Annotated in this window: 24 protein-coding genes; 16 read left to right on the top strand and 8 right to left on the bottom strand. The window is 44.8% G+C overall.

The features are described from left to right. Positions 1-561: 561 nt before the first annotated feature. The 8 genes from AC4CV5_RS02825 to AC4CV5_RS02790 all read left to right on the top strand — a co-directional run bounded on the left by AC4CV5_RS02825 (position 562) and on the right by AC4CV5_RS02790 (position 7,327). Positions 562-1,551, top strand: a complete 990-nt coding sequence (locus AC4CV5_RS02825; protein WP_326222245.1) for a LacI family DNA-binding transcriptional regulator — start codon at positions 562-564, stop codon at positions 1,549-1,551. Then, a complete protein-coding gene (rbsK, locus tag AC4CV5_RS02820) occupies positions 1,544-2,425 on the top strand; it encodes a ribokinase (RefSeq protein WP_490922051.1) in 882 nt (293 codons plus the stop codon). The genes AC4CV5_RS02825 and rbsK overlap by 8 nt, the downstream gene beginning before the upstream one ends. Further along, positions 2,422-2,817, top strand: a complete 396-nt coding sequence (rbsD, locus tag AC4CV5_RS02815; RefSeq protein ID WP_166847557.1) for a D-ribose pyranase — start codon at positions 2,422-2,424, stop codon at positions 2,815-2,817. The genes rbsK and rbsD overlap by 4 nt, the downstream gene beginning before the upstream one ends. Positions 2,818-2,832: 15 nt before the next feature. Continuing rightward, complete coding sequence (gene rbsA / locus AC4CV5_RS02810) at positions 2,833-4,314, top strand: ribose ABC transporter ATP-binding protein RbsA (RefSeq protein WP_166847554.1); 1,482 nt, start codon at positions 2,833-2,835, stop codon at positions 4,312-4,314. A gap of 1 nt (position 4,315) precedes the next feature. Continuing rightward, a complete protein-coding gene (gene rbsC / locus AC4CV5_RS02805; protein WP_114151151.1) occupies positions 4,316-5,284 on the top strand; it encodes a ribose ABC transporter permease RbsC in 969 nt (322 codons plus the stop codon). A 13-nt stretch (positions 5,285-5,297) separates the two neighbouring features. After that, the gene (rbsB, locus tag AC4CV5_RS02800; protein WP_166847551.1) at positions 5,298-6,215 is read left to right on the top strand and encodes a ribose ABC transporter substrate-binding protein RbsB; all 918 of its coding nucleotides are present in this window, start codon (positions 5,298-5,300) and stop codon (positions 6,213-6,215) included. Between the two features lie 109 nt (positions 6,216-6,324). After that, positions 6,325-6,864 (top strand): SH3 domain-containing protein, encoded by a 540-nt coding sequence (locus AC4CV5_RS02795; RefSeq protein WP_222142163.1) that lies wholly within the window; start codon positions 6,325-6,327, stop codon positions 6,862-6,864. 166 nt (positions 6,865-7,030) lie between these two features. Continuing rightward, entirely contained in the window at positions 7,031-7,327 is a 297-nt protein-coding gene (locus AC4CV5_RS02790; RefSeq protein WP_166847545.1) for a DUF3892 domain-containing protein, read from the top strand. A 40-nt stretch (positions 7,328-7,367) separates the two neighbouring features. On the opposite strand, the gene AC4CV5_RS02785 is transcribed toward AC4CV5_RS02790, so the two are convergent. The 3 genes from AC4CV5_RS02785 to alsS all read right to left on the bottom strand — a co-directional run bounded on the left by AC4CV5_RS02785 (position 7,368) and on the right by alsS (position 10,535). Next, positions 7,368-7,895 (bottom strand): NAD(P)H-dependent oxidoreductase, encoded by a 528-nt coding sequence (locus AC4CV5_RS02785; protein ID WP_490922050.1) that lies wholly within the window; start codon positions 7,893-7,895, stop codon positions 7,368-7,370. Positions 7,896-7,993: 98 nt separating this feature from the next. Then, on the bottom strand, positions 7,994-8,761 hold the full coding sequence (gene budA, locus AC4CV5_RS02780; RefSeq protein WP_490922049.1) for an acetolactate decarboxylase: 768 nt from the start codon (positions 8,759-8,761) through the stop codon (positions 7,994-7,996). Between the two features lie 61 nt (positions 8,762-8,822). Further along, positions 8,823-10,535: an acetolactate synthase AlsS gene (gene alsS, locus AC4CV5_RS02775; RefSeq protein WP_490922048.1), complete on the bottom strand. Its 1,713-nt coding sequence runs from the start codon at positions 10,533-10,535 to the stop codon at positions 8,823-8,825. A 159-nt stretch (positions 10,536-10,694) separates the two neighbouring features. On the opposite strand from alsS, the gene alsR reads away from it, so the two are divergent. Then, on the top strand, positions 10,695-11,582 hold the full coding sequence (gene alsR, locus AC4CV5_RS02770; RefSeq protein WP_166847534.1) for an acetoin biosynthesis transcriptional regulator AlsR: 888 nt from the start codon (positions 10,695-10,697) through the stop codon (positions 11,580-11,582). Between the two features lie 39 nt (positions 11,583-11,621). Here alsR and cotH read toward each other — a convergent pair whose 3' ends face one another. Continuing rightward, entirely contained in the window at positions 11,622-12,713 is a 1,092-nt protein-coding gene (cotH, locus tag AC4CV5_RS02765; protein ID WP_222142166.1) for a spore coat protein CotH, read from the bottom strand. Between the two features lie 141 nt (positions 12,714-12,854). On the opposite strand from cotH, the gene AC4CV5_RS02760 reads away from it, so the two are divergent. The 3 genes from AC4CV5_RS02760 (at position 12,855) to AC4CV5_RS02750 (ending at position 14,764) form a co-directional block, all read left to right on the top strand. Beyond that, entirely contained in the window at positions 12,855-13,460 is a 606-nt protein-coding gene (locus AC4CV5_RS02760; protein ID WP_248602251.1) for a CotG/ExsB N-terminal domain-containing protein, read from the top strand. A gap of 170 nt (positions 13,461-13,630) precedes the next feature. After that, positions 13,631-14,248 (top strand): flavin reductase family protein, encoded by a 618-nt coding sequence (locus AC4CV5_RS02755; protein WP_490922047.1) that lies wholly within the window; start codon positions 13,631-13,633, stop codon positions 14,246-14,248. Positions 14,249-14,419: 171 nt separating this feature from the next. Further along, entirely contained in the window at positions 14,420-14,764 is a 345-nt protein-coding gene (locus tag AC4CV5_RS02750) for a DUF4181 domain-containing protein (RefSeq protein WP_490922046.1), read from the top strand. Between the two features lie 4 nt (positions 14,765-14,768). Here the strand turns inward: AC4CV5_RS02750 and ggt are convergent, their stop codons facing one another. Then, on the bottom strand, positions 14,769-16,346 hold the full coding sequence (gene ggt, locus AC4CV5_RS02745; protein ID WP_490922045.1) for a gamma-glutamyltransferase: 1,578 nt from the start codon (positions 16,344-16,346) through the stop codon (positions 14,769-14,771). A 213-nt stretch (positions 16,347-16,559) separates the two neighbouring features. On the opposite strand from ggt, the gene chrS reads away from it, so the two are divergent. Genes chrS through chrA form a run of 3 tightly spaced genes read left to right on the top strand, consistent with a single transcriptional unit; the run spans position 16,560 to position 18,176 of the window. Then, positions 16,560-17,036: a chromate efflux transcriptional regulator ChrS gene (chrS, locus tag AC4CV5_RS02740; RefSeq protein ID WP_014115423.1), complete on the top strand. Its 477-nt coding sequence runs from the start codon at positions 16,560-16,562 to the stop codon at positions 17,034-17,036. 13 nt (positions 17,037-17,049) lie between these two features. Continuing rightward, positions 17,050-17,643, top strand: a complete 594-nt coding sequence (chrB, locus tag AC4CV5_RS02735; RefSeq protein ID WP_166847516.1) for a chromate efflux transporter subunit ChrB — start codon at positions 17,050-17,052, stop codon at positions 17,641-17,643. Further along, the gene (gene chrA / locus AC4CV5_RS02730) at positions 17,640-18,176 is read left to right on the top strand and encodes a chromate resistance efflux protein ChrA (RefSeq protein WP_166847513.1); all 537 of its coding nucleotides are present in this window, start codon (positions 17,640-17,642) and stop codon (positions 18,174-18,176) included. Before chrB ends, chrA begins: the two co-directional genes overlap by 4 nt. A gap of 26 nt (positions 18,177-18,202) precedes the next feature. Here the strand turns inward: chrA and AC4CV5_RS02725 are convergent, their stop codons facing one another. Further along, positions 18,203-18,424, bottom strand: a complete 222-nt coding sequence (locus AC4CV5_RS02725) for a hypothetical protein (RefSeq protein ID WP_166847490.1) — start codon at positions 18,422-18,424, stop codon at positions 18,203-18,205. After that, complete coding sequence (locus tag AC4CV5_RS02720) at positions 18,421-18,966, bottom strand: flavodoxin family protein (protein ID WP_490922044.1); 546 nt, start codon at positions 18,964-18,966, stop codon at positions 18,421-18,423. The genes AC4CV5_RS02725 and AC4CV5_RS02720 overlap by 4 nt, the downstream gene beginning before the upstream one ends. A gap of 122 nt (positions 18,967-19,088) precedes the next feature. Between AC4CV5_RS02720 and AC4CV5_RS02715 the strand changes: the two genes are divergently transcribed. Continuing rightward, positions 19,089-19,970, top strand: coding sequence for a LysR family transcriptional regulator (locus AC4CV5_RS02715; RefSeq protein ID WP_326222253.1), 882 nt, complete (start codon positions 19,089-19,091; stop codon positions 19,968-19,970). A 58-nt stretch (positions 19,971-20,028) separates the two neighbouring features. Here AC4CV5_RS02715 and AC4CV5_RS02710 read toward each other — a convergent pair whose 3' ends face one another. Then, the gene (locus AC4CV5_RS02710; protein ID WP_490922043.1) at positions 20,029-22,314 is read right to left on the bottom strand and encodes a beta-L-arabinofuranosidase domain-containing protein; all 2,286 of its coding nucleotides are present in this window, start codon (positions 22,312-22,314) and stop codon (positions 20,029-20,031) included. Positions 22,315-22,334 lie beyond the last annotated feature (20 nt).

Here is a 22,334-nt window from a genome sequence, read left to right as displayed (position 1 = left end):
TCATTTTTCTCCTGATATCCTTCTGGACGTATAGTCACGCCCTGGTGTTTGCATTTAATATGTATTTCAAATCAATCTTTTTTTCAGCCCGTGATATCAAGCTTTTCCTGCTACCATGCGTGTTTCCGGTTCTTATGAACACAAAATATGTTTTTCCTGTTTCTTAAGGACAAGGTCATAATGTCATCCTTTCTGCATGGAAGAGGCAATATTAGGCCTATTCCAAAAAGACTAATGGGGCGATCTATGAAAACGATAAACATACAGGTCCGAATTCTCTAACATAATTAAACATTTTCTGGGCGGATAGTCTTTTCTGTTTCTCCTCATTTACAGGTCTAAACGCATGACTTTGAAACAATTTTAATAAAACTTAATATTTGTTCATGAAATCTTCATCCAGAAATGTGAAGACTTTGTCAAAAAAAGAGTGAAAACCTTAAATTTCTCAATTATATATACAATTTACAATAGATTTCTTTCGATATTTTTATTGCCAACTTCGGATTACTCATGATAATCTATCTATGTAAACGGTTACATAAACAAGGAGGAGCTGTTTTGGCTACAATTAAAGATGTCGCCGGAGCGGCGGGCGTTTCAGTTGCGACGGTTTCCCGCGTCCTGAATGACAACGGCTATGTACATGAAGAAACGCGAACGCGTGTCATAGCGGCGATGGAGAAGCTGAACTATTATCCGAATGAAGTCGCCAGATCTCTTTATAAGAGAGAATCCCGGCTGATCGGGCTTTTGCTCCCGGATATCACAAATCCTTTCTTCCCTCAGCTTGCCCGCGGTGCAGAGGATGAATTGAACCGGGAAGGCTATCGCCTTATTTTTGGCAACAGTGACGAGGAATTAAAAAAAGAACTTGAGTACCTTCAAACCTTTAAGCAAAACCATGTTGCAGGCATTATTGCCGCAACGAATTACCCGGATCTTGAGGAATACAGCGGCATGCATCACCCAGTCGTTTTTCTGGACAGAACACTTGAAGGCGCTCCTTCTGTATCCAGTGACGGCTATACAGGAGGAAAATTAGCCGCCGAAGCCATCATTCACGGAAAAAGCCGGCGCATTACCCTCTTGAGAGGCCCCGCTCACCTGCCGACCGCCCAAGACCGCTTTCACGGCGCTTTGGAGTTCTTACAGCAGGCTGAAGTTGATTTTCAGGTCATCGAGACGGCTTCATTTTCTTTCAAGGATGCGCAATCGATGGCGAAGGAGCTGTTTGCCGCTTATCCTGAGACAGACGGTGTGATTGCGAGTAATGATATTCAAGCAGCTGCGGTTTTACATGAAGCATTGCGGCACGGAAAAAGCGTGCCGGAGGATATTCAAATTATCGGCTATGATGACATTCCGCAAAGCGAGCTGCTGTTCCCTCCCCTGTCTACAATTAAACAGCCCGCCTATGATATGGGCAAAGAAGCGGCCAAACTGCTTTTGCGTATCATCAAAAAACAGCAGCTGACAGAAACGGCGATTCAAATGCCTGTCACCTATATAAGAAGAAAGACGACAAGAAAGGAAGATCATGATGTGTAATATTTGTGTGATTGGAAGCTGTTCGATGGATTTAGTGGTCACCTCGGACAAACGCCCAAAAGCCGGCGAAACGGTACTTGGCACGTCGTTTCAGACGGTGCCGGGCGGTAAAGGAGCAAATCAGGCCGTTGCTGCTGCCAGACTTGGCGCCCACGTGTTTATGATCGGCAAGGTTGGAGACGATCATTATGGAACAGACATTTTAGATAATTTAAAAGCAAACGGCGTTCGCACCGACTATATGGAACCGGTTACACATAAGGAAAGCGGAACCGCCCACATTGTGCTTGCCGAAGATGATAACAGTATTGTCGTTGTCAAAGGTGCGAACGATGATATCACTCCATCATATGCGATAGACGCGCTTGCACAGATTGAAAAGATCGATATGGTCCTGATTCAGCAGGAAATCCCGGAAGAAACGGTTGATGAGGTGTGCAAATACTGTCATTCTCATGACATCCCGATCATGCTCAACCCGGCACCGGCCCGCCCGCTGAAACAAGAAACAATTGATCACGCCACCTATCTCACGCCGAATGAACACGAGGCGTCGATCTTATTCCCTGGTCTTACCGTTTCTGAAGCCTTGGCGCTTTATCCGGCGAAGCTCTTTATTACGGAAGGAAAGCAAGGCGTCCGCTATTCAGCCGGAAGCAAAGAGCTGCTTATCCCGTCCTTCCCCGTAGAGCCGGTTGATACAACCGGAGCCGGTGATACGTTTAACGCAGCCTTTGCCGTGGCTCTGGCTGAGGGAAAAGACATTGAAGCCGCATTGCGGTTTGCCAATCGTGCAGCTTCCCTTTCCGTCTGTTCCTTCGGCGCCCAAGGCGGAATGCCGACAAGAAAAGAAGTAGAGGAGCTGCTGTCATGAAAAAACACGGTATACTGAACAGCCATCTTGCCAAGCTTTTAGCCGACCTTGGCCACACTGATAAAATTGTCATCGCGGATGCCGGGCTGCCCGTTCCTGACGGCGTTTTGAAAATTGATCTTTCACTGAAGCCGGGTCTTCCGGCTTTCCAAGATACAGTAGCAGTTCTTGCAGACGAGATGGCAATCGAAAAAGTCATTGCTGCAGCGGAAATAAAGGCATCTAATCAGGAGAATGCGAGATTTCTAGAAAATCTTTTCTCTAAACAAAAGATTGAATACCTTTCTCACGAGGAGTTTAAGCTGCTGACAAAAGAAGCAAAAGCTATCATTAGAACGGGTGAATTCACACCATATGCCAACTGCATCCTGCAGGCGGGTGTGCTCTTCTAGAAAGGAGGATGGAACATGCAGATTGAAATGAAAGACATTCATAAAGCATTCGGAAAAAACCAGGTGCTGTCAGGCGTTTCTTTTCAGCTCGTGCCTGGCGAGGTTCACGCATTAATGGGAGAAAACGGCGCCGGCAAGTCAACGCTTATGAACATTCTGACAGGCCTGCATAAATCGGATAAAGGGCAAATCAGCATAAATGGAAACGAAACATATTTTTCAAATCCGAAAGAAGCAGAACAGCATGGAATAGCCTTTATCCATCAGGAATTGAATATCTGGCCGGAAATGACCGTTCTTGAGAATCTATTTATCGGGAAAGAAATATCCTCCAAGCTGGGCGTTTTACAAACAAGAAAAATGAAAGCGCTAGCAAAAGAGCAATTTGACAAACTTTCCGTCTCCCTTTCTCTTGATCAAGAAGCCGGCGAGTGTTCCGTCGGACAGCAGCAAATGATTGAAATTGCAAAAGCGCTCATGACAAATGCCGAGGTGATCATTATGGATGAGCCTACCGCTGCTTTGACGGAACGGGAAATCAGCAAACTTTTTGAGGTCATTACAGCGTTAAAAAAGAATGGCGTATCCATTGTATACATTTCACATCGTATGGAAGAAATTTTTGCGATTTGCGACAGAATCACCATCATGCGGGACGGAAAAACGGTAGATACAACCAGCATCTCAGAAACCGATTTTGATGAAGTCGTCAAAAAAATGGTCGGACGCGAGCTGACTGAACGATATCCGAAACGCATTCCTTCTCTCGGCGACAAAATATTCGAGGTGAAAAACGCCTCCGTTAAAGGAAGTTTTGAGGATGTCAGCTTTTACGTTCGTTCCGGTGAAATCGTCGGTGTCTCCGGTTTGATGGGAGCCGGCCGGACAGAAATCATGAGAGCGCTGTTCGGCGTTGACAGGCTGGACTCAGGTGAGATATGGATCGCTGGAAAAAAGACAGCCATTAAGAACCCGCAGGATGCAGTGAAAAAAGGGCTCGGCTTTATCACAGAGAACCGCAAAGATGAAGGACTGCTGCTCGACACCTCCATTCGTGAGAATATTGCGCTGCCCAATCTGTCCAGCTTTTCTCCAAAGGGTCTCATTGATCACAAGCGGGAAGCTGAATTTGTCGATCTTTTAATCAAACGCCTGACCATCAAGACGGCATCATCAGAAACGCACGCACGCCATTTATCAGGAGGCAACCAGCAAAAAGTGGTGATTGCCAAGTGGATCGGGATCGGACCGAAAGTGCTTATCTTGGATGAGCCAACCAGAGGTGTGGATGTTGGCGCGAAACGGGAGATTTATTCACTGATGAATGAGCTGACTGAGCGCGGTGTCGCCATCATCATGGTGTCATCAGAGCTGCCGGAAATTCTCGGGATGAGCGATCGTATTATCGTTGTCCATGAAGGCAGAATCAGCGGAGAAATCCATGCACAGGAAGCAACACAAGAACGAATTATGACACTTGCCACGGGAGGGCGGTAATATGAAAACGGAACAACTGCAAACAGAACAAAAACGGATTCACTTTGACGGAGTGATGCAAAAACTCGGCCCGTTTCTCGGTTTATTTATTCTCGTTATCATTGTATCTATTTTAAATCCCAGCTTTCTTGAACCGCTGAATATTTTAAACCTGCTTCGTCAGGTCGCCATTAACGGATTAATCGCGTTCGGCATGACTTTTGTGATTTTAACAGGCGGCATTGATCTTTCTGTCGGCGCTATTCTTGCCCTGTCCAGCGCTTTAGTTGCTGGGATGATTGTATCCGGTGTCGATCCGGTTCTCGCGATCATCCTCGGCTGTATCATTGGTGCTATACTCGGCATGATCAACGGACTATTGATCACAAAAGGAAAAATGGCGCCCTTTATCGCCACACTTGCGACCATGACTGTATTTCGCGGACTGACGCTTGTGTATACAGACGGAAATCCGATTACCGGACTTGGCACAAACTACGCTTTTCAGCTGTTCGGACGCGGTTACTTTTTAGGCATTCCTGTACCGGCGATTACGATGGTTCTTGCTTTTGTGATCCTTTGGGTGCTTCTTCATAAAACACCGTTCGGCCGCCGAACTTACGCAATCGGGGGCAATGAAAAAGCCGCGCTCATTTCAGGCATTAAAGTGACGCGCGTGAAAGTGATGATTTATTCTTTAGCCGGGCTCTTATCCGCCCTCGCCGGCGCGATATTGACTTCCCGTCTGCATTCAGCACAGCCGACTGCCGGAGAATCGTATGAACTGGATGCTATCGCGGCGGTCGTCTTAGGCGGAACAAGTCTTTCCGGGGGCCGCGGACGCATTATCGGTACATTAATCGGGGTGCTGATCATCGGCACACTTAATAACGGGCTCAATCTGCTTGGCGTCTCATCGTTTTATCAGCTGGTTGTCAAAGGGATTGTCATCTTAATTGCGGTATTATTAGACCGCAAGAAGTCAGCATAGGAGGTTTTTTTACATGAAAAAGGCTGTATCGGTCATTTTAACGTTATCATTGTTCTTATTAACTGCCTGTTCGCTTGAGCCCCCCCAATGGGCAAAGCCGACAAACTCGGGAAACAAAAAGGAATTCACCATCGGCTTGTCCGTCTCAACGCTTAATAATCCCTTTTTTGTCTCATTAAAAAAGGGCATCGAAAAAGAAGCTAAAAAACGGGGAATGAAAGTCATCATTGTCGATGCACAAAATGATTCATCGAAACAGACAAGTGATGTAGAAGACTTAATTCAGCAGGGTGTCGATGCATTGTTAATCAACCCGACTGATTCTTCGGCGATCTCAACGGCAGTAGAATCTGCAAACGCAGTCGGTGTGCCCGTCGTAACAATCGACCGTTCCGCCGAACAAGGAAAAGTTGAAACCCTCGTTGCTTCCGATAATGTCAAAGGCGGTGAAATGGCCGCAGCATTCATTGCTGACAAACTGGGAAAAGGTGCAAAGGTGGCAGAGCTTGAAGGCGTGCCCGGCGCATCTGCCACACGGGAACGCGGCTCAGGATTTCATAACATTGCTGATCAAAAGCTCGACGTTGTCACAAAACAATCAGCTGACTTTGACCGCACCAAGGGCCTGACTGTCATGGAAAACCTGCTGCAGGGACATCCGGATATCCAAGCAGTTTTTGCTCACAATGATGAAATGGCGCTCGGTGCTCTCGAGGCAATTAACAGCTCGGGAAAAGATATTTTAGTGATCGGTTTTGACGGCAATAAAGATGCGCTCGCTTCCATTAAAGACGGAAAGCTCTCAGCTACCGTCGCTCAGCAGCCTGAATTAATCGGTAAACTGGCTACAGAAGCAGCAGATGATATTTTGCACGGAAAAAAAGTAAAAAAATCAATTTCTGCACCTCTAAAACTAGAAACACAAAAGTAATTGCCCCGGATCAGATTTTCATCTGATCCTTTTTGATGTTTAGGAATCTGTGAAAACGTGAATAGGGATATAGAATGAATTATTTCTCTTACGTGAGGAGAGGAACGAAATGAACAAAACAACAAAAACATTATCAACTCTAGCACTTGCAGCTGGAATGACTGCGGCTTCTGCAGTAGGCGCGAGCACGATCCACGCACAACAGCCAGAAACAACCGTAAGCATTGATGATTTATACAGTTATCCGATTGATTCTTATTTGGTGTCAGCAGAGGCTCTAAATGTCAGAACGAAGGCTAACGCATCGAGCCAGAAGGCCGATACGCTGCACTTGGGCGACAGCTTAAAGCTGATTTCCTTTGCAAACGCTGACTGGGCAAAGGTTCATTATAAAAACGGCAAAAAAGGCTTTGTCTCCACTCATTACATTGTAAAAGCTGCTACAACAGTAAAAACCAAAACAAAAACGAAAGTATATACATCCGCTGAAGGAAAAAGCATCAAGACCCTTCCAGCAGACACAAGCGTTTCTTTTTTAGGCTGGAGTAAAACGAAAAAAGGCGGTTTTGATTTTGATTGGGTATTCGTTGACTACGGCGGTGCGACAGGCTATATGAAAACAAAGGACTTACACATGACAACAAAATAACTGAAAGGGATTCCGTTTTTTATGCGGAATCCCTTTTTTCTTCGCAAATCAAGGATTGATTTGTCACATTCCCAAGATATTTCTCAGGAAATATTGTCGTATGACGTGTCGAAACCATACATGATCATCGACATTTTTGCTCACGTTAAAAAATGGAGGTGTAAATATGGATCAATTCGAAGCAGCATATGAATCGTATAAAGCCCGGCAAACAACTGTCGGTCAGGAAGATGTTCCATCTGGAAAAGAAGAAATTATTGCAGTCAGAAGAAATGAGGAAGACAATATTATCGCCGTGAAAACGAACACAGGAAGAGAGCTCGACTATCCCACTGCGCTGTCAGAAGCAAAAGCAGGAAAGCTCGCTCATGTTGATGTCTTCCATAAATACGGGCGTGACATTTTGCGAAGTGAACCGGACGGCATAAAGGAAAACAACCTGTCCGAGCTGCCGGATTTTTAATCATAAAAAAGCCCTGCCGCATGACGGACAGGGCTTTCTTTTAAGCGAAAGGCTTCTGGATGTATTCGGCTAACCGTTTTGCACTGAGAGAAATATCCTCTGCTGTTGCATAATTCACGCCATAGAACACATATGGTGGCAGGTATTTCATGCCGATCAGATTACTCGTGGCCTGAAATGGTTTCAAAAGCTCACTGATCGAGTAATGATTTGCTCCGCCCGCTTGATATTTTTCCACTTCACTCCCTGTTGATACAGCCAGCATCAGCTCCTTGCCATGCAAGGCGTTTCCTTTTGAACCAAAGGCCCAGCCGTAAGTCAGCACAAGATCCTGCCATTTTTTTAAGAGCGGCGGAGAGCTGTACCAATAGAACGGAAATTGGAAAATAATTCTATCGTATTGCTCGCACAGCTGCTGCTCCTTCGCAACATCTATCGCTTCATCCGGGTATTCCTTATAAAGATCCCGTACTGTGATATTGTCATGTTGACTCAATTCCTCTGTCCATGTCTTATTCACAACAGAGGTTTCCATATGAGGATGAACTGCCAAAACCAATATTTTCATCAGACCACACCTTTACCCTTTTGACGTTATTTTATCTAAAATCAGGAAAAGAGCCAAATAAAAAGAAAGCCCTGCACAAAAGGGCTTTCTTTTGTTCTTTATTCAGGGCTTCCTTCAGTTGTTTCGATATCTTTGGCAAAATCAGGGTTATCCAGATTCGCATTAAAGAAATCCGCTGTATTCGGAAGTCTGAGATTCATGTTCATTTTTTGAGAAATCGTAACCGCGCAATCCTCAAGCACATAGTCAAAAACGTGTCCGCCTGAATTGCGTCCTTCGTCAATGAAGTGCAGATGATAGCCGGAAACAGCAATTCCGTTTGCATAAGCCGGTGTCAGGAAACCTACGATCGTTCCTCTCACATTGTCAAAGTTGAAAATCGGCTGCGTTTTGACCGCTTCGACCATCGGCACGTAAGGCTTTTCTTGCAGTTCTACCGTTCTTGTCTGCACTTTTTTAAACAATCCGTCAATGCGGATAGCGTAAAATAAGTTTTTGCTCGGCAGAATGCTGTTGATCTCATTTTCAAACTCTTCGCGTGTCATTTTCGCATCAATTTTGTGCGTCATGTCCGGTGTAAAGAACGTAAATGAACAGAACGGAGAACGGTCCCCATTTTGGACTGGTGTCGCAGTTCCGTCTGAACGGAGACGGTAAAATTCGCCGTCAAACCCAATCAGCTCTCCGTCAAGCTTGTTAAAGGTTCCGATACCGAAGTCTCCGTATTTCGGAATCTCTGACAGTTCAAAATCCCCGTCATATACTCCATCCAAAAGAGAAGTCATTGTTGATACTTGATAAATCTGGCTCACAGGCTGATCTTTTTGGCCGCGGCTGAGCACTTGCATGTTGCTTTCGCGTTTCATAATTCCCTTCACTCCTTTTGTGTAGTGCTGTTCATCAAACAGTGTCGTGATGCGCAGAGTGCTAGAGAGCTTTCGTTTTCATGAGTTCCCCGAATTCTTTCGGAAGCTTGTCACTTGCTAAATTAATGTTATCACTGTAGTCAACCGGGACATCAATGATGACAGGACCCTCAGCGTTCATACCTTGACGAAGAACATCTGCCAGCTGGTCTGGTGATTCTACGCGCAAACCGGTTGCTCCGAAGCTTTCCGCATATTTCACGATATCGATATTTCCGAAATCGACCGCAGATGTCCGATTGTATTTTTTCAATTGTTGGAATGCAACCATGTCATATGTGCTGTCGTTCCATACAATGTGTACAATTGGTGCTTTTAAGCGAACTGCTGTCTCTAATTCCATTGCTGAGAATAAGAAACCGCCATCACCGGAGACTGATACCACTTTTTCTCCCGGTTTCACCAATGAAGCGCCGATTGCCCAAGGAAGCGCAACGCCGAGTGTTTGCATACCATTACTGATCATTAATGTTAACGGCTCGTAGCTGCGGAAATAACGTGACATCCAAATCGCGTGTGAACCGATATCGCAAGTCACTGTAACATGATCATCGACTGCATTTCGCAATTCTTTTACAATTTCAAGAGGATGTACTCTGTCTGATTTCCAATCTTCAGGCACCTGCTCACCCTCATGCATATATTGTTTTAAATCAGAAAGGATCTTTTGCTCACGTTCAGCAAAGTCTACTTTCACCGCATCGTGTTCGATATGATTGATTGTAGATGGAATATCACCGATCAATTCAAGATCCGGCTGGTAAGCATGATCAATGTCAGCCAGAAGCTCATCTAAATGAATGATCGTCCGGTCTCCATTGACATTCCAGAATTTCGGATCATATTCAATTGGGTCATAGCCGATTGTCAGCACAACATCAGCCTGCTCAAGCAGCAGATCGCCAGGCTGGTTGCGGAATAAACCGATCCGGCCAAAATACTGATCCTCTAAATCTCTCGTAAGAGTACCGGCAGCTTGATATGTTTCAACGAATGGAAGCTGAACCTTTTTCAATAGCTTCCGAACCGCTTTAATCGCTTCCGGTCTTCCGCCCTTCATGCCGACTAGAACGACAGGAAGTTTCGCTGTTTGGATTTTTGCAATGGCCGCACTGATTGCGTCATCTGCTGCAGGGCCAAGTTTTGGCGCTGCGACAGCACGTACGTTTTTTGTGTTTGTGACTTCATTCACAACATCTTGTGGAAAGCTCACAAAAGCGGCCCCAGCCTGCCCTGCTGACGCTATCCTAAACGCATTTGTAACAGCTTCCGGTATATTTTTTACATCTTGAACTTCTACACTGTATTTTGTAATCGGCTGGAATAGCGCCGCATTATCCAAAGATTGATGTGTCCGTTTTAAACGATCTGCACGGATCACGTTCCCAGCTAGCGCAACGACAGGGTCGCCTTCAGTGTTTGCTGTCAGCAGTCCTGTTGCCAAGTTAGAAGCGCCTGGTCCTGATGTGACTAACACGACTCCCGGTTTTCCAGTTAAACGGCCAACTGCTTGCGCCATAAATGCTGCATTTTGTTCATGCCGGGCAACGATAATTTCAGGCCCTTTATCTTGTAAAGCGTCAAATACCGCATCAATTTTTGCACCTGGAATGCCAAATACATGTGTGACACCTTGCTCCGCTAAGCAATCAACAACAAGCTCCGCCCCTCTGTTTTTCACAAGGGATTTTTGTTCTTTTGTTGCTTTTGTCAACACCCTCACTCCTTATTATGCATTTTAAACATAAAATTTTAAATATTTCTTGTGATACGTTTCACTATACACTCTTTGGAAATTGACCTCCAATATCGATTCGCCTTATGATTAATATGTATTACGAATTATTAACCTATGGAAAGGAATGCATATTGAATGGAGCTTCGCCATCTTCAATACTTTATCGCAGTAGCCGAAGAGCTTCATTTCGGAAAAGCTGCCCGGCGGCTGAACATGACACAGCCTCCTCTTAGCCAGCAGATCAAACAGCTGGAAGAAGAAGTCGGGGTGACGCTTCTGAAGAGGACAAAACGATTTGTCGAGCTTACCGCGGCTGGCGAAATCTTTTTAAATCACTGCCGCTCAGCTTTGATGCAAATTGGTCAAGGAATTGAACTTGCCCAGCGGACAGCTCGCGGCGAACACGGGCATCTCGTTATTGGTTTTGTCGGATCAGCCACATATGAATTTCTGCCGCCAATCATCCGGGAATACCGTAAAAAATTCCCCTCTGTGAAAATAGAACTGAAAGAAATCGCTTCTTACCGACAGCAGGAAGAATTGCTCAAGGGAAATATCGATATCGGCATTCTCCATCCGCCGTTAGAGCATCCGGAGCTGCAAATTGAGACAACCCAAAGCAGTCCATGTATCCTCGCATTGCCGAAGCAGCATCCGCTTGCATTAAAGGAATCAATCGACATTACAGATTTGGAAAACGAACCGATCATTACCCTTTCCAAAGAAGCGTGGCCTACGCTATATACCGACTTTATACAGCTCTGTGAAGACTCAGGTTTTGTGCCGAATATCGTTCAAGAAGCGACAGAATATCAAATGGTGATCGGACTGGTGACAGCGGGTATCGGCATTACAATTGTCCCATCCTCGGCCAGACGGCTGTTTAACCTTGATGTCACATATCGCAGCGTTGATCATTTTCAGCTCAAAGCAGAATGGATCATCGCATATCGAAAAGACAGCCAAAACCCCGTACTGAGGCAATTTGTGGAGATATCCAAATCATTAAATGAACGGAAATAAAAAAAGGCGCTCCGTTCTCCGGAATCCGCCCGTTTATCGTCATGATAAAAGATCAAGCTCACTTTTGAGGTAATCAGCTCTTTTTATAATATACGCGCAAATCACATCCGGCTCACGGTCAAAACGCTCAATATCGTTCTTTTTATATGGGTCCATCAGGACAAACGGCCTAATCTGTTCATATATCGCCATTATTTTCGGTTTCATATATTCTATTGTAAAAAGAGTTTGGAGCGTTTTTTCTAACAGTTGCTTGTAGGACTTGCGGAAATCGGGTTCATCCAAAATCCGGGCGGTTAGTGTATTAAATCCTTGAATTCTTACATAATCGGCAGCCATCCGCTCTCCATGGATATCCCTGCCCCAGGTTGCATCATAATCCCAAGGAATCACCTCAAATAATCCGGTTTCACTGCTTCTGTACAACGAGTAGTTGTGGACAAACCCGTCATAGTTTGAGGTGAATACAATACCGGCGAGCCAGCGCAAATACTTATCGACATCTACATGCTTTGTCACTTCTGATTTAAACTGGGCTTTAGGGACAGTATTAATTTTAAAAATCATATCCTGCAAATAAAAATCGTCTTCCTCAGTCCCTGTCTTCTTTTCATATCCAAGCTCAAGCGATGTCTTCGTTTCCCTTTCCAAATCGCTCATCAGAGAGAAATTAGCATCATCATCAACCGCGTAAAAAACCGCCCCGTCCGCCAGCTTCCTTTTCGCTAAATAATATTCATCAACGGATTCAAGTTCAAGATAAACTCCTTCATTCTTCCCATTTACCTTTAAGAACACAAACTCTGCTTTTGGAGACAGCGTCCCAAGCTCGGAGAAAAAATCCAGCGACAATTTGTTTCTCATCATGGAAGGATCTTTATACTCCGCATTTAAATGAATCTCTCGTGCGCCGCGGAATGTTTTCGGCTGATAAAAAGCAATATGGTATGACTTCTTTTTGAAGTCTCTAATATGTGATCCCCGGTAAGCGATATCAATATCCAGCCTTTTTTGATTCACCTTCATCACAGCCGGCACCGGATCATCGTCCCATATATCCTTCTTTAATTCACGCAAATCTTTTGGATGAACAAACAGCTGATAAAGCGGCAAATTGGATTGAGTCTTCATCCATAATCCCCCTTACAAATTTTAGGCTTTTATTTTTGTGAGATCTCAGCGGAACACTTATACACTTTTTAAAACCGCGCGTACTATGAGGGTAATAAGGATCTTCATCCTTAAAATCATTTTTAAAAGGAGGATTTCGAATTGGGCCACTATTCCCATTCTGACATCAAAGAAGCGGTGAAATCCGCAAAAAAAGAAGGTTTAAAAGACTATTTATACCAAGAGCCTCATGGAAAAAAACGCAGCCATAAAAAATCGCATCGCTCTCACAAAAAATCTCGTAGCTACAAAAAATCATACTGCTCTCACAAAAAATCTCGCAGCCACAAAAAATCGTACTGTTCTCACAAGAAATCTCGCAGCCACAAAAAATCATATTGCTCTCACAAGAAATCTCGCAGCTACAAAAAATCATACTGCTCTCACAAAAAATCTCGCAGCTACAAAAAGTCCTACTGTTCTCACAAGAAAAAATCTCGCAGCTACAAAAAGTCCTACTGTTCTCACAAGAAAAAATCTCGCAGCTACAAAAAATCATACTGTTCTCACAAGAAAAAATCTCGCAGCTATAAGAAGTCATATCGCACACACAAAAAATCTTATTGTTCCCATAAGAAAAAGTCTCATAAAAAACACTACAAAAAACCGCATCACCACCATCACTACAAAAAAGAGGATGATTATCACAGCAAAAAAGAATTCTGGAAAGACGGCAATTGCTGGGTAGTCAAAAAGAAATACAAATAAACTTAAATTTCATCAATCCATAGGCTGCCGGCAAACGTACGGAGCCTATTTTTCAATTTCCCTATATTAGTTATATGTCATGACATAACATATGCAACCCGCATCATTTGGTTTCCTTGAAACCATTTCGTTATAATTAAGGTATCCTAACGAAAAAGGCGGTTGTTGCTATGTACATATTTCAAGCGGATCAGCTTAGTGCCAAAGACACATACAAGCTATTGTCGGGTGCTGTCATTCCCCGCCCCATTGCATTTGTAACCACCCTTTCTTCAAGCGGAGCGGTAAATGCCGCGCCTTTCAGTTTTTATAACGTTGTCAGCTCAGATCCTCCGCTTCTCAGTATTTCTGTTAACAGGGCGGGAGGACGCCAAAAAGATACAGCCCGAAACGCAATGGAGAACGGAGAATTTGTCGTTCATGTCAGTGATGAAGCCATCATTGAAGACATCAATGAAACGGCGGCAAGCTTAGGGCCGGACGAAAGCGAGCTCACATGCACCTCGCTTCATACCGTCGAAAGCAAAGCTGTTACAGTTCCCGGCATTAAGGAAGCCCGCATTCGCTTTGAATGCACATTAGAGCGGCATATGACGTTCGACAATGATCAAGGCGTCACAACAGCAGATCTGCTCATTGGAAGAGTTGTCTGCTTCCACCTCGATGAAAAGGTGTATGATGCAGAAAAAGGGTATGTTTTAACAGATGAATTAAAACCTGCCTCAAGATTGGCGGGAAACCACTATGCGAAACTCGGTGAAGAATTTACGCTGATCCGTCCCAGCTGAACAGAAGGACTATTTAAATAGAAGAAACTAGTCGAAAAGACTTAAAATCAATCACAAAAAAGCACGAAGAAACATACAGTGAAAAAACACCCGGAGAAAAATCCGGGTGTTTTTTCATGAAACATTTTCCCTATTTCCGCCGTATATACAAGTAGGTTAGGAGGGATTTATTTGACAGGCACTCATTTTTTGATTGTGATACTGGCCGCAGCTTTTATCAATACTGCTTTTTATATTTATGCTCGAAAAAAACTAGGCATCCCTAAACCGCCTTGGTGGTATAAACCTGTAAATAGCACTCAAGGATTGCTGGAAATCGCCTTGCTTATTTTATTAGGTTTTTCTGTTTTACGCTTTCCTCCAGAGATTATGCTTTTTTTCTTTCTATTCCTGATGAATTGTTTACGCACATTTATGGAATGGAAATATGAGCGTGAAGAAAAACAATATGTACACTACTTATTTAACACTGTTCTTTCTCTAGTCATTTTTATTTATATTTGTATTTTCTTCTAATATCTCAAATTCCAACAGCCGCCCCATCCCCCCGTGGGTCGGCTCCGCCTCGGAGAAAGCCTTCCTCATCCACTTTAATTGCTGCTGCGTGTCCCATCAGCGGATCATAGTCACCGACAACCTCAACGAGATGTCCGCTGTCTTTTAGCTTTTCAATTGTTTCCTCTGAGATTCTGCCCTCGACTCTGAGGCCTTCATATTCCTCTCCCCATGTCCTTCCCCACACCCAACGCGGTTCGCTGATCGCCTGCTGAGGATGCATTCCGTAGTCCAACATTCGGGTAATGATGGCCGTCTGGGTCTGAGGCTGGCCTTCGCCGCCTTGTGTGCCGTACAGGATTTTCGGTTTTCCGTCTTTGCAGGCCATAGCTGGCATAAGCGTATGAAAGCTGCGTTTTCTCGGCTCAAGCGAATTGACATGATTTTTATCCAATGAGAAAAATGACCCCCGGTTTTGCAGTAATATGCCTGTATCACCAGCAGTGACAGCCGAGCCAAATTCAAAGTACAGGCTTTGAATGAAAGATACTGCGTTGCCATCCGCATCGATGACGGCCGCATATGCCGTATCACTTCCCACCGGCCTGCTTTCTACCGGTTCTGCCAGATAGCCGATTTCTTCCGCTAATCGTTTCGCATAGCTTTTGTCTAAAAGCCTTTCAAGCGGGATGTCCGCAAACTCCGGATCAGTCAGGACGGCATTCCGATCTAGGAAACTCTTTTTCAACGCCTCCACAAGCACATGATAATACTCAAATGAACCGTGTTCGATTTGGGTGAAATCATAGTTTTCCAGAATATTCAGTGTTAATAAACCTGTAAATCCCTGAGAATTTGGCGGTGCCTGATATACACTGTACCCTCGGTAATCACTTGAGACAGGCTCCGCCCACTCGCCCCGGTGCGCTTTAAAATCATCGTGTGTCATATAGCTGCCATTATGCTGTAAATGCGAGACAATCCGCTGAGCGATATCTCCTTCATAGAATACGCTTCTTCCTTTTTCGGCGATCATGTTCAAACTGTCTGCAAGCTCTTTTTGCACAAACCGCTCTCCCGGGACAGGCGCTTTGCCGCCTCTCGTGAAGATATCGGCCGTGTAAGGTGTGGAGGCCAGCAGTTCAAGATTCGTTTCTGTGTGACGGCACTGATCAGCCGATACTGGGAAACCATTTTGGGCATAGTCGCGTGCGGGCTCCAACACGTCCCTAAGAGACATACGTCCATACTCCTTCAGTACTGCATCCCAGCTATCAACCATCCCCGGCACGGTAATGGCACTGTCGATTCCCCGCAGCGGAATCGCGCTTTTTCCCTTATATACATCTCTCGTTACATTTTGTCCTGAACGGCCGCTGCCATTGTAGACTCTTACCGCCTTTCTTTCCTGGTGAAAGGTCAGCCAAAAGGAATCCCCGCCAAGCCCCGTCATATGCGGATACACAACTGCCAGACAAGCACTAACAGCCACGGCTGCGTCAAACGCGTTTCCTCCCTTGTTCAGTATTCGGTTTCCGGCTTGAGATGCGAGGTAATGCGGACTGACGACCATTTGTTTTGTACCGATAATAGATCTGTTCATCACAAGTCCCCTTTGAAAGAGATTTTCTTCAGTATAGAGAGCCTGATTTTTCACATCTACTGATCCGGCAGAAAAGCTGACGAACTTTATTCTTTTCGTAAACATAAAACCATTTTTATATTCATTATGAAAATAAATTAAAATTTTCTCGTTCGAAACGAAACTTATGTGATAAAATAACATCTAAAAGGCTTACGAAAGCAGGTGGAGCAAATGAGCAATGAATACCAAATCCCCAACCTTGTACTTGATGAGATCGACAAACAAATTCTCACCATTTTGCATGAAGAAGGAAGAATTTCTTATACGGACCTTGGCAAGAGAGTCGATTTATCACGGGTTGCCGTCCAGGCACGGATCAATCAGCTCATTGAAGCCGGTGTTATCGAAAAGTTTACTGCGGTCATCAATCCCGCTAAAATCGGCATCCATGTATCCGTGTTTTTCAATGTTGAAGTAGAGCCGCAATTTTTAGAGGAGGTCGCTCTCAAGCTTGAGGAGGAGCCTGCGGTCACCAGCCTTTATCACATGACAGGCCCGAGCAAGCTGCATATGCATGGGATCTTTGCCAACGATCAAGAAATGGAAGAGTTTTTAACAAAACGGCTGTATCCGCTGCGAGGCGTCGTCAGTGTTGATTGCCAGATGCTGATCAAACGATACAAAAGCCGTATGGGAATGAAGCTGTAAAGGAGAGAAACGAATGAAAAACCATCCTTATCGGGATATGACGGCCGCAATGGTGCGCACTGGCATATTAGGATTCGGCGGCGGACCTTCCGTGATTCCGCTGATCCGCCATGAAGCGGTCAATAAATATAAATGGATTGATGATGATGAATTCGGAGAGATATTAGCGATCGCTAATGCACTTCCCGGACCGATTGCCACAAAAATGGCTGCTTATCTTGGGTTCAAGCTAAAAGGCACGTTAGGCGCAATTGTAGCGACTCTCACTCATATTCTGCCTACATGTCTTGCTATGGTGGGCTTGTTTGCGGCTGTAAATGTCTTAAGCCATTCAGCAATTGTTGCCGGCATGATTGGTGCCGTAACGCCAGTGATTGCGGTAATGCTTGGCATTATGGCGTACGAATTTGGCCAAAAGGCGCTTAAAGGTTTCGGCTGGGTCACCGGCATCCTGTTTTTTATGATCGCTTTTATCGGACTGCAAACGTTACAGATCAATCCCGGCCTTGTCATTATCATTTTCTTAGCGTACGGCGCGTTTCATTTTAAACTGAAAGACAAAATCACAAATAAACATTCAAAAGATAAAGGAATGTCGGCCTCATGATATCGATCTATTTATTTATGGCGTTTTTTATCGCAAACCTACTCGGATATGGCGGCGGACCTGCGTCTATCCCGCTGATGTTTGAAGAAGTCGTAAATAGATACAGCTGGCTCTCAAACGACCAATTCTCAAACATGCTCGCACTTGCGAACGCATTGCCGGGCCCGATCGCAACCAAAATCGCCGCGTATGTCGGCTACAGCGCAGGCGGGTGGCCCGGCTTCCTGATTGCGCTGATCGCAACTGTCATCCCATCGGCGCTTGCATTGATCGTCCTGCTGCGCATCATTCAGCGCTTCCGCCAATCACCCGTCATCAAAGGCATGACGCTGTCCGTTCAGCCTGTCATCGCTGTCATGATGCTCATTCTTACCTGGCAAATCGGCGCAGACGGCATCAAAGCGATCGGATGGATCCAATCTATAGTGATTGCGGGGATTTCTCTCCTTGCCATGACTAAATTTAAGATGCATCCGGCATTTCTGATTATCGCGGCGTTTTTGTATGGCGGCCTTGTGATTCCTCATTTGTAGAAAAAAGCACCTGAACAGGTGCTTTTTTATTTTGGTCCCAAAATGCCGTTGGATATAACGGCTGTTTCTTTGCCTTCATCATCCTTGATGATGCGCTTGATTTGCAGCGTAGTTCCTGCCATTCTCACAGATTTCTGAACCTGAGGCGAATTCGTTTCAACCTGTATCCAATCAGAAGGCTTCACCTTCCAAAATAGAAAAAATGCAAGAACCAGCATGCCAGCAATGACCGACAGCAAAAACTTCATATCGCATTGCTTCTTTTCAGTAAGCGGCTCGCAGCGGAGAGCGCCTGATGATCACGAAGAATATCGCCGGGACGATTGCCTTCTCCCAGCACATAGCCTTTAAAGGGCAGCTCCATAAAATCAAAAATATGTTCAAATTGCTGAATTAGCGGCAGCCCCTTTATTTTTGGATTGTCTCCGCCCACTGCCGTCACATATGCCTGCTTCGCTGACATTTGCTGTTGAAAATCAGGAAATCGGGGATCTCTCAACGTTTGTGACCAGCGATCAATAAATAGCTTTAACGTCGCTGACATGCCGAACCAATAAATTGGAGTAGCGAATATGAGAATATCGCAGGGCAATATCCGCTCAATGATAGAATCGTAATCATCATGAACAGGACTGAAGCCCCCTTGAGCGTGACGCATATCTTCAATTGGCTGGATCTGATATTTCCGCAAATGAATATGTTCGGCATCGAATCCTTGTACAGTTTTCTCCACAAGAATATCCGTATTTCCGCCAGACCGTGTTCCGCCATTAATAACCACAATTTTCATCATGCATCGGCTCCTTTGTTTACGAAAGATTTTCTTCATCATATAATGGATTCACCAATCAATACAGATGATTATTTCGATTAATTCAATCGGCAAAACCGATTTAGAAAGGAAGAGAACTGGTGGAATTGAAGCAGCTGATCACCTTTATTACGGCGGCAGAACATGTAAACTTCACCCTTACTGCCAAGATGCTTAATTATGCACAATCAAGCGTTACCTCCCAGATCAAATCACTTGAAGAAGAAATCGGGACTCCTTTATTTGAACGGCTCGGCAAGCGGCTCATCCTGACAGAAGCCGGCAAAACATTCAAATCCTATGCCGAGAAGATTATTACTTTAACAGAAGAGGCAAAAATGGCCGCAAATCAAGTTAGAGAAACAACAGGAACCTTAAAAATCGGGGCGACGGAAAGCCAGTGCACCTATCGCCTTCCGCCTATCATAAAAGAATTTAAACAGGCTTTTCCCCAAGTAAAGCTCATATTCAAACCGTATATTTCAAACGAGCAAGCGAAAGAACAGCTCTTACAGGGCCAGCTTGATATCACCTTCATCTTGGATGTAAATCGGCCGGACGACGCATTGCACGTGGAATCTTTAATTCAGGATGAGATCAAAATGGTGGCTGCTAACGACCATCCCTTTCCTGCAGATTTACCAGTAACATTGAAGGGCCTTCAAAACGAAACCCTTCTGCTGACAGAAGACGGCTGCTCGTACCGCACACTCTTTGAGAACACTTTACATGACTCCGGTGTCTACCCTAACAAATTAGAATTTGTCAGCATAGAAGCCATCAAACAATGCGTGATGGCCGGACTTGGTATTGGAATCTTGCCTGAAATGACAGTACAAGATGATATTGCAGCAGGACGGATGAAAGAACTCAATTGGCAGAACGAATGCCCCATTTTTACTCAATTAGCATGGCATAAGGACAAATGGATGTCTGCCCCATTAAAGGCTTTTATTGATTTGACGAGGAGAACATTCAAATAAAAAACTTGCGGCCCATGGGCCGCAAGTTTTTGAACGAGCAATTCATATCGCTATGCATTCAATGTAAAACCATTTTTTCATTTATCATCCTTACCCCAAACACTCCGCCGGCTGCTGTTCCCTCGCTGGATTTGAACGTGACGGTCACCCTCTCTTTTCCTTTCGTATACGCAACAGGGATGTCATAACATACATCAAAAAGCCTTCCTGGGTGATTAGCTTTTAGCTGCTGTCTGGCCAGTAGTTGATCATCAATCATGATCTCAAAATGTCTATCGTATGTTTGTTCCTCTGATTGAAAGGTATCATCACTACCAAAATAAGTGACCAGCAAATACATGGGTTGACTCGGCTCTGTTTTCATCTCATAACTGAAAAAGCCATCTCCTCTGCTGTCCCGCCAGCCTCTGTGAACGATACTCGCGTAACCGGAGTAAGAGTTTTCTTTTTTCATGTGATGTTCTATCTCCTGCTGCTGTTCATTCGGCTGAACGGCATCAACTGTTATGCGCCTGATGATTTCCTGCTTTTCTTTTTCTTCATCTGTAAAATCAAGATATTCTTTTTCGGTCATCACGTACCAGTACACGGAGTATCGCTGATGATGCAAATTGTAGAACGGCACTAATATGATTTCTTTATTCCCCGGCTGGCCAATCGGTTTCGTTTGAAATACGAGTGATGTTTCATCTACCCGCGTCACCCAATGATCCAACTGAACCTGATCTGCAACCAACACAGGGACATCAATTAACGGATGGTTATTAAGGGCGAGATGATCAGCAAGTATATCTGTTTCAGGGAAGTCCTCTCTCCCGAGTGCTCCAGCCAATACGACCGGCCCATACATCAGGACGCTTTTTTTAGGATCGTCCTTCGCTTGATAAATGTGGAGTTTCATCGGAAGATCAATCTCAATGCAATCTCCAGTGTTCCAATGTTTGTGAATAGCAAGGTACCCATTTTTCTTAACCGAATGAAGTCGTTTCCCATTGACCGCAGCTTTGAGGCCGCCATTCATCCAATAAGGAATACGAATATGGAGCGTCATAGGCACACCGCCAGCTTTTTTGACAACCAGCCTGGTTTTTTCCGCTGCCGGAAAAGAGGTTTCCTGTGTGATGATCAGTTGTTTTTCGCGGACGTTTAATTGTGAAGGAATAAATAAATTCACATACAGATCACCTCGATCTATATGATAAATATGCTGCGTATAGCGCGCGGGGTTTTCCATCCCGGTGCCTGTACAGCACCAAAAAGAATCTTCCGGTGAACAATACACCTTAAAATGCCCCGGCAGTGTAGAAACAAAATAGGTTTTCATGCCCGAATCAGGATCTTGGGATGCAAGAATGTGATTATAAAGGGCATTCTCATAGTAATCCATAAATCTCGCTTCGTGAAACCACCGGAACAAATGCCCGGTCAATTTCAGCATGTTATACGTATTGCACGTTTCTGCGGTCGTCACCCCTAACTCCTCGCTGCCTTCCGCTCCGAAATGCTCTCCGATACTGTTGCCGCCAATTGCGTAGGAACGCTGATATACAACCTGTTCCCAGAAGAAGAGCGCGGCATTTCTATATGCTTCATTACCCGTAATATCGTACAGCTTGGCTGCCCCGATCACCTTTGGAATTTGGGTATTGGCATGCTTTCCTTCAAGCTCATCCTTCCCCTCTGCCAGAGGCTGAAGAATGGCACGATGGCAGAAACGTTCTGCAAGTTCAAGGTATGCTCTGTTTTTCGTCAGCATATAAAGATCCGCCATCGCTTCATTCATTCCCCCATGTTCACATATCAGCATACGCTGAAATTGCTCTTCCGTCAGACGGTCCAATCCCTTTTTTGCCCAATCAGCCAGCTTGACGACGACACGTAAAGCCGTCTGATTGCCGGTTAGCCGATACATATCTATTAAACCCGCAAACAGTTTATGAATGCTGTACCACGGCACCCAAGAACCTCCCAGACTAAAGTGGTCTACTCGAAAATCACCGCTGAACACCTCATCAAAACACGCTCTAGAGAAACCGCTTACATATCCCTCTTCATCAAATTGCTGGATATGACTCAGCTCATTCACTGCGTACTCTGCTTTCCTTTTCAGTTCTTCATCTCCGGAAGCCTGGTACATGGCTGATGCGGCAGATAGCCAATGACCGATCGAATGCCCGGCAATTTCCTTTGCCTCCCACCCGCCGTAGCGTGGTTTTTTAGGCGTCTGTGATACAGCCTCATAACAAGGCGCCAAAAGACGGTCTACATCCAAAAAAAGCAAATATTCCTTCCCTTTCATCTGAGAATCATAAAACAAGCCCTTTAATAATGTTACATTTTCCATCTTGATCTCCCCCTATCAAG

Source organism: Bacillus sp. NS1 (assembly GCF_058248265.1).
This window is presented reverse-complemented; position numbering and strand designations above follow the sequence as displayed.

Excerpts from the sequence above, each read along its gene's own strand:
- chrA (WP_166847513.1), top strand. The coding sequence starts at position 17,640 with ATGATATCGATCTATTTATTTATGGCGTTTTTTATCGCAAACCTACTC.
- rbsA (WP_166847554.1), top strand. The coding sequence starts at position 2,833 with ATGCAGATTGAAATGAAAGACATTCATAAAGCATTCGGAAAAAACCAG.
- AC4CV5_RS02785 (WP_490922050.1), bottom strand. The coding sequence starts at position 7,895 with ATGAAAATATTGGTTTTGGCAGTTCATCCTCATATGGAAACCTCTGTT.
- rbsC (WP_114151151.1), top strand. The coding sequence starts at position 4,316 with ATGAAAACGGAACAACTGCAAACAGAACAAAAACGGATTCACTTTGAC.
- rbsD (WP_166847557.1), top strand. The coding sequence starts at position 2,422 with ATGAAAAAACACGGTATACTGAACAGCCATCTTGCCAAGCTTTTAGCC.
- alsR (WP_166847534.1), top strand. The coding sequence starts at position 10,695 with ATGGAGCTTCGCCATCTTCAATACTTTATCGCAGTAGCCGAAGAGCTT.
- budA (WP_490922049.1), bottom strand. The coding sequence starts at position 8,761 with ATGAAACGCGAAAGCAACATGCAAGTGCTCAGCCGCGGCCAAAAAGAT.
- AC4CV5_RS02790 (WP_166847545.1), top strand. The coding sequence starts at position 7,031 with ATGGATCAATTCGAAGCAGCATATGAATCGTATAAAGCCCGGCAAACA.
- AC4CV5_RS02795 (WP_222142163.1), top strand. The coding sequence starts at position 6,325 with ATGAACAAAACAACAAAAACATTATCAACTCTAGCACTTGCAGCTGGA.
- cotH (WP_222142166.1), bottom strand. The coding sequence starts at position 12,713 with ATGAAGACTCAATCCAATTTGCCGCTTTATCAGCTGTTTGTTCATCCA.
- ggt (WP_490922045.1), bottom strand. The coding sequence starts at position 16,346 with ATGAACAGATCTATTATCGGTACAAAACAAATGGTCGTCAGTCCGCAT.
- rbsK (WP_490922051.1), top strand. The coding sequence starts at position 1,544 with ATGTGTAATATTTGTGTGATTGGAAGCTGTTCGATGGATTTAGTGGTC.
- chrB (WP_166847516.1), top strand. The coding sequence starts at position 17,050 with ATGAAAAACCATCCTTATCGGGATATGACGGCCGCAATGGTGCGCACT.
- AC4CV5_RS02755 (WP_490922047.1), top strand. The coding sequence starts at position 13,631 with ATGTACATATTTCAAGCGGATCAGCTTAGTGCCAAAGACACATACAAG.
- AC4CV5_RS02725 (WP_166847490.1), bottom strand. The coding sequence starts at position 18,424 with ATGAAGTTTTTGCTGTCGGTCATTGCTGGCATGCTGGTTCTTGCATTT.
- rbsB (WP_166847551.1), top strand. The coding sequence starts at position 5,298 with ATGAAAAAGGCTGTATCGGTCATTTTAACGTTATCATTGTTCTTATTA.
- AC4CV5_RS02710 (WP_490922043.1), bottom strand. The coding sequence starts at position 22,314 with ATGGAAAATGTAACATTATTAAAGGGCTTGTTTTATGATTCTCAGATG.
- AC4CV5_RS02720 (WP_490922044.1), bottom strand. The coding sequence starts at position 18,966 with ATGAAAATTGTGGTTATTAATGGCGGAACACGGTCTGGCGGAAATACG.
- chrS (WP_014115423.1), top strand. The coding sequence starts at position 16,560 with ATGAGCAATGAATACCAAATCCCCAACCTTGTACTTGATGAGATCGAC.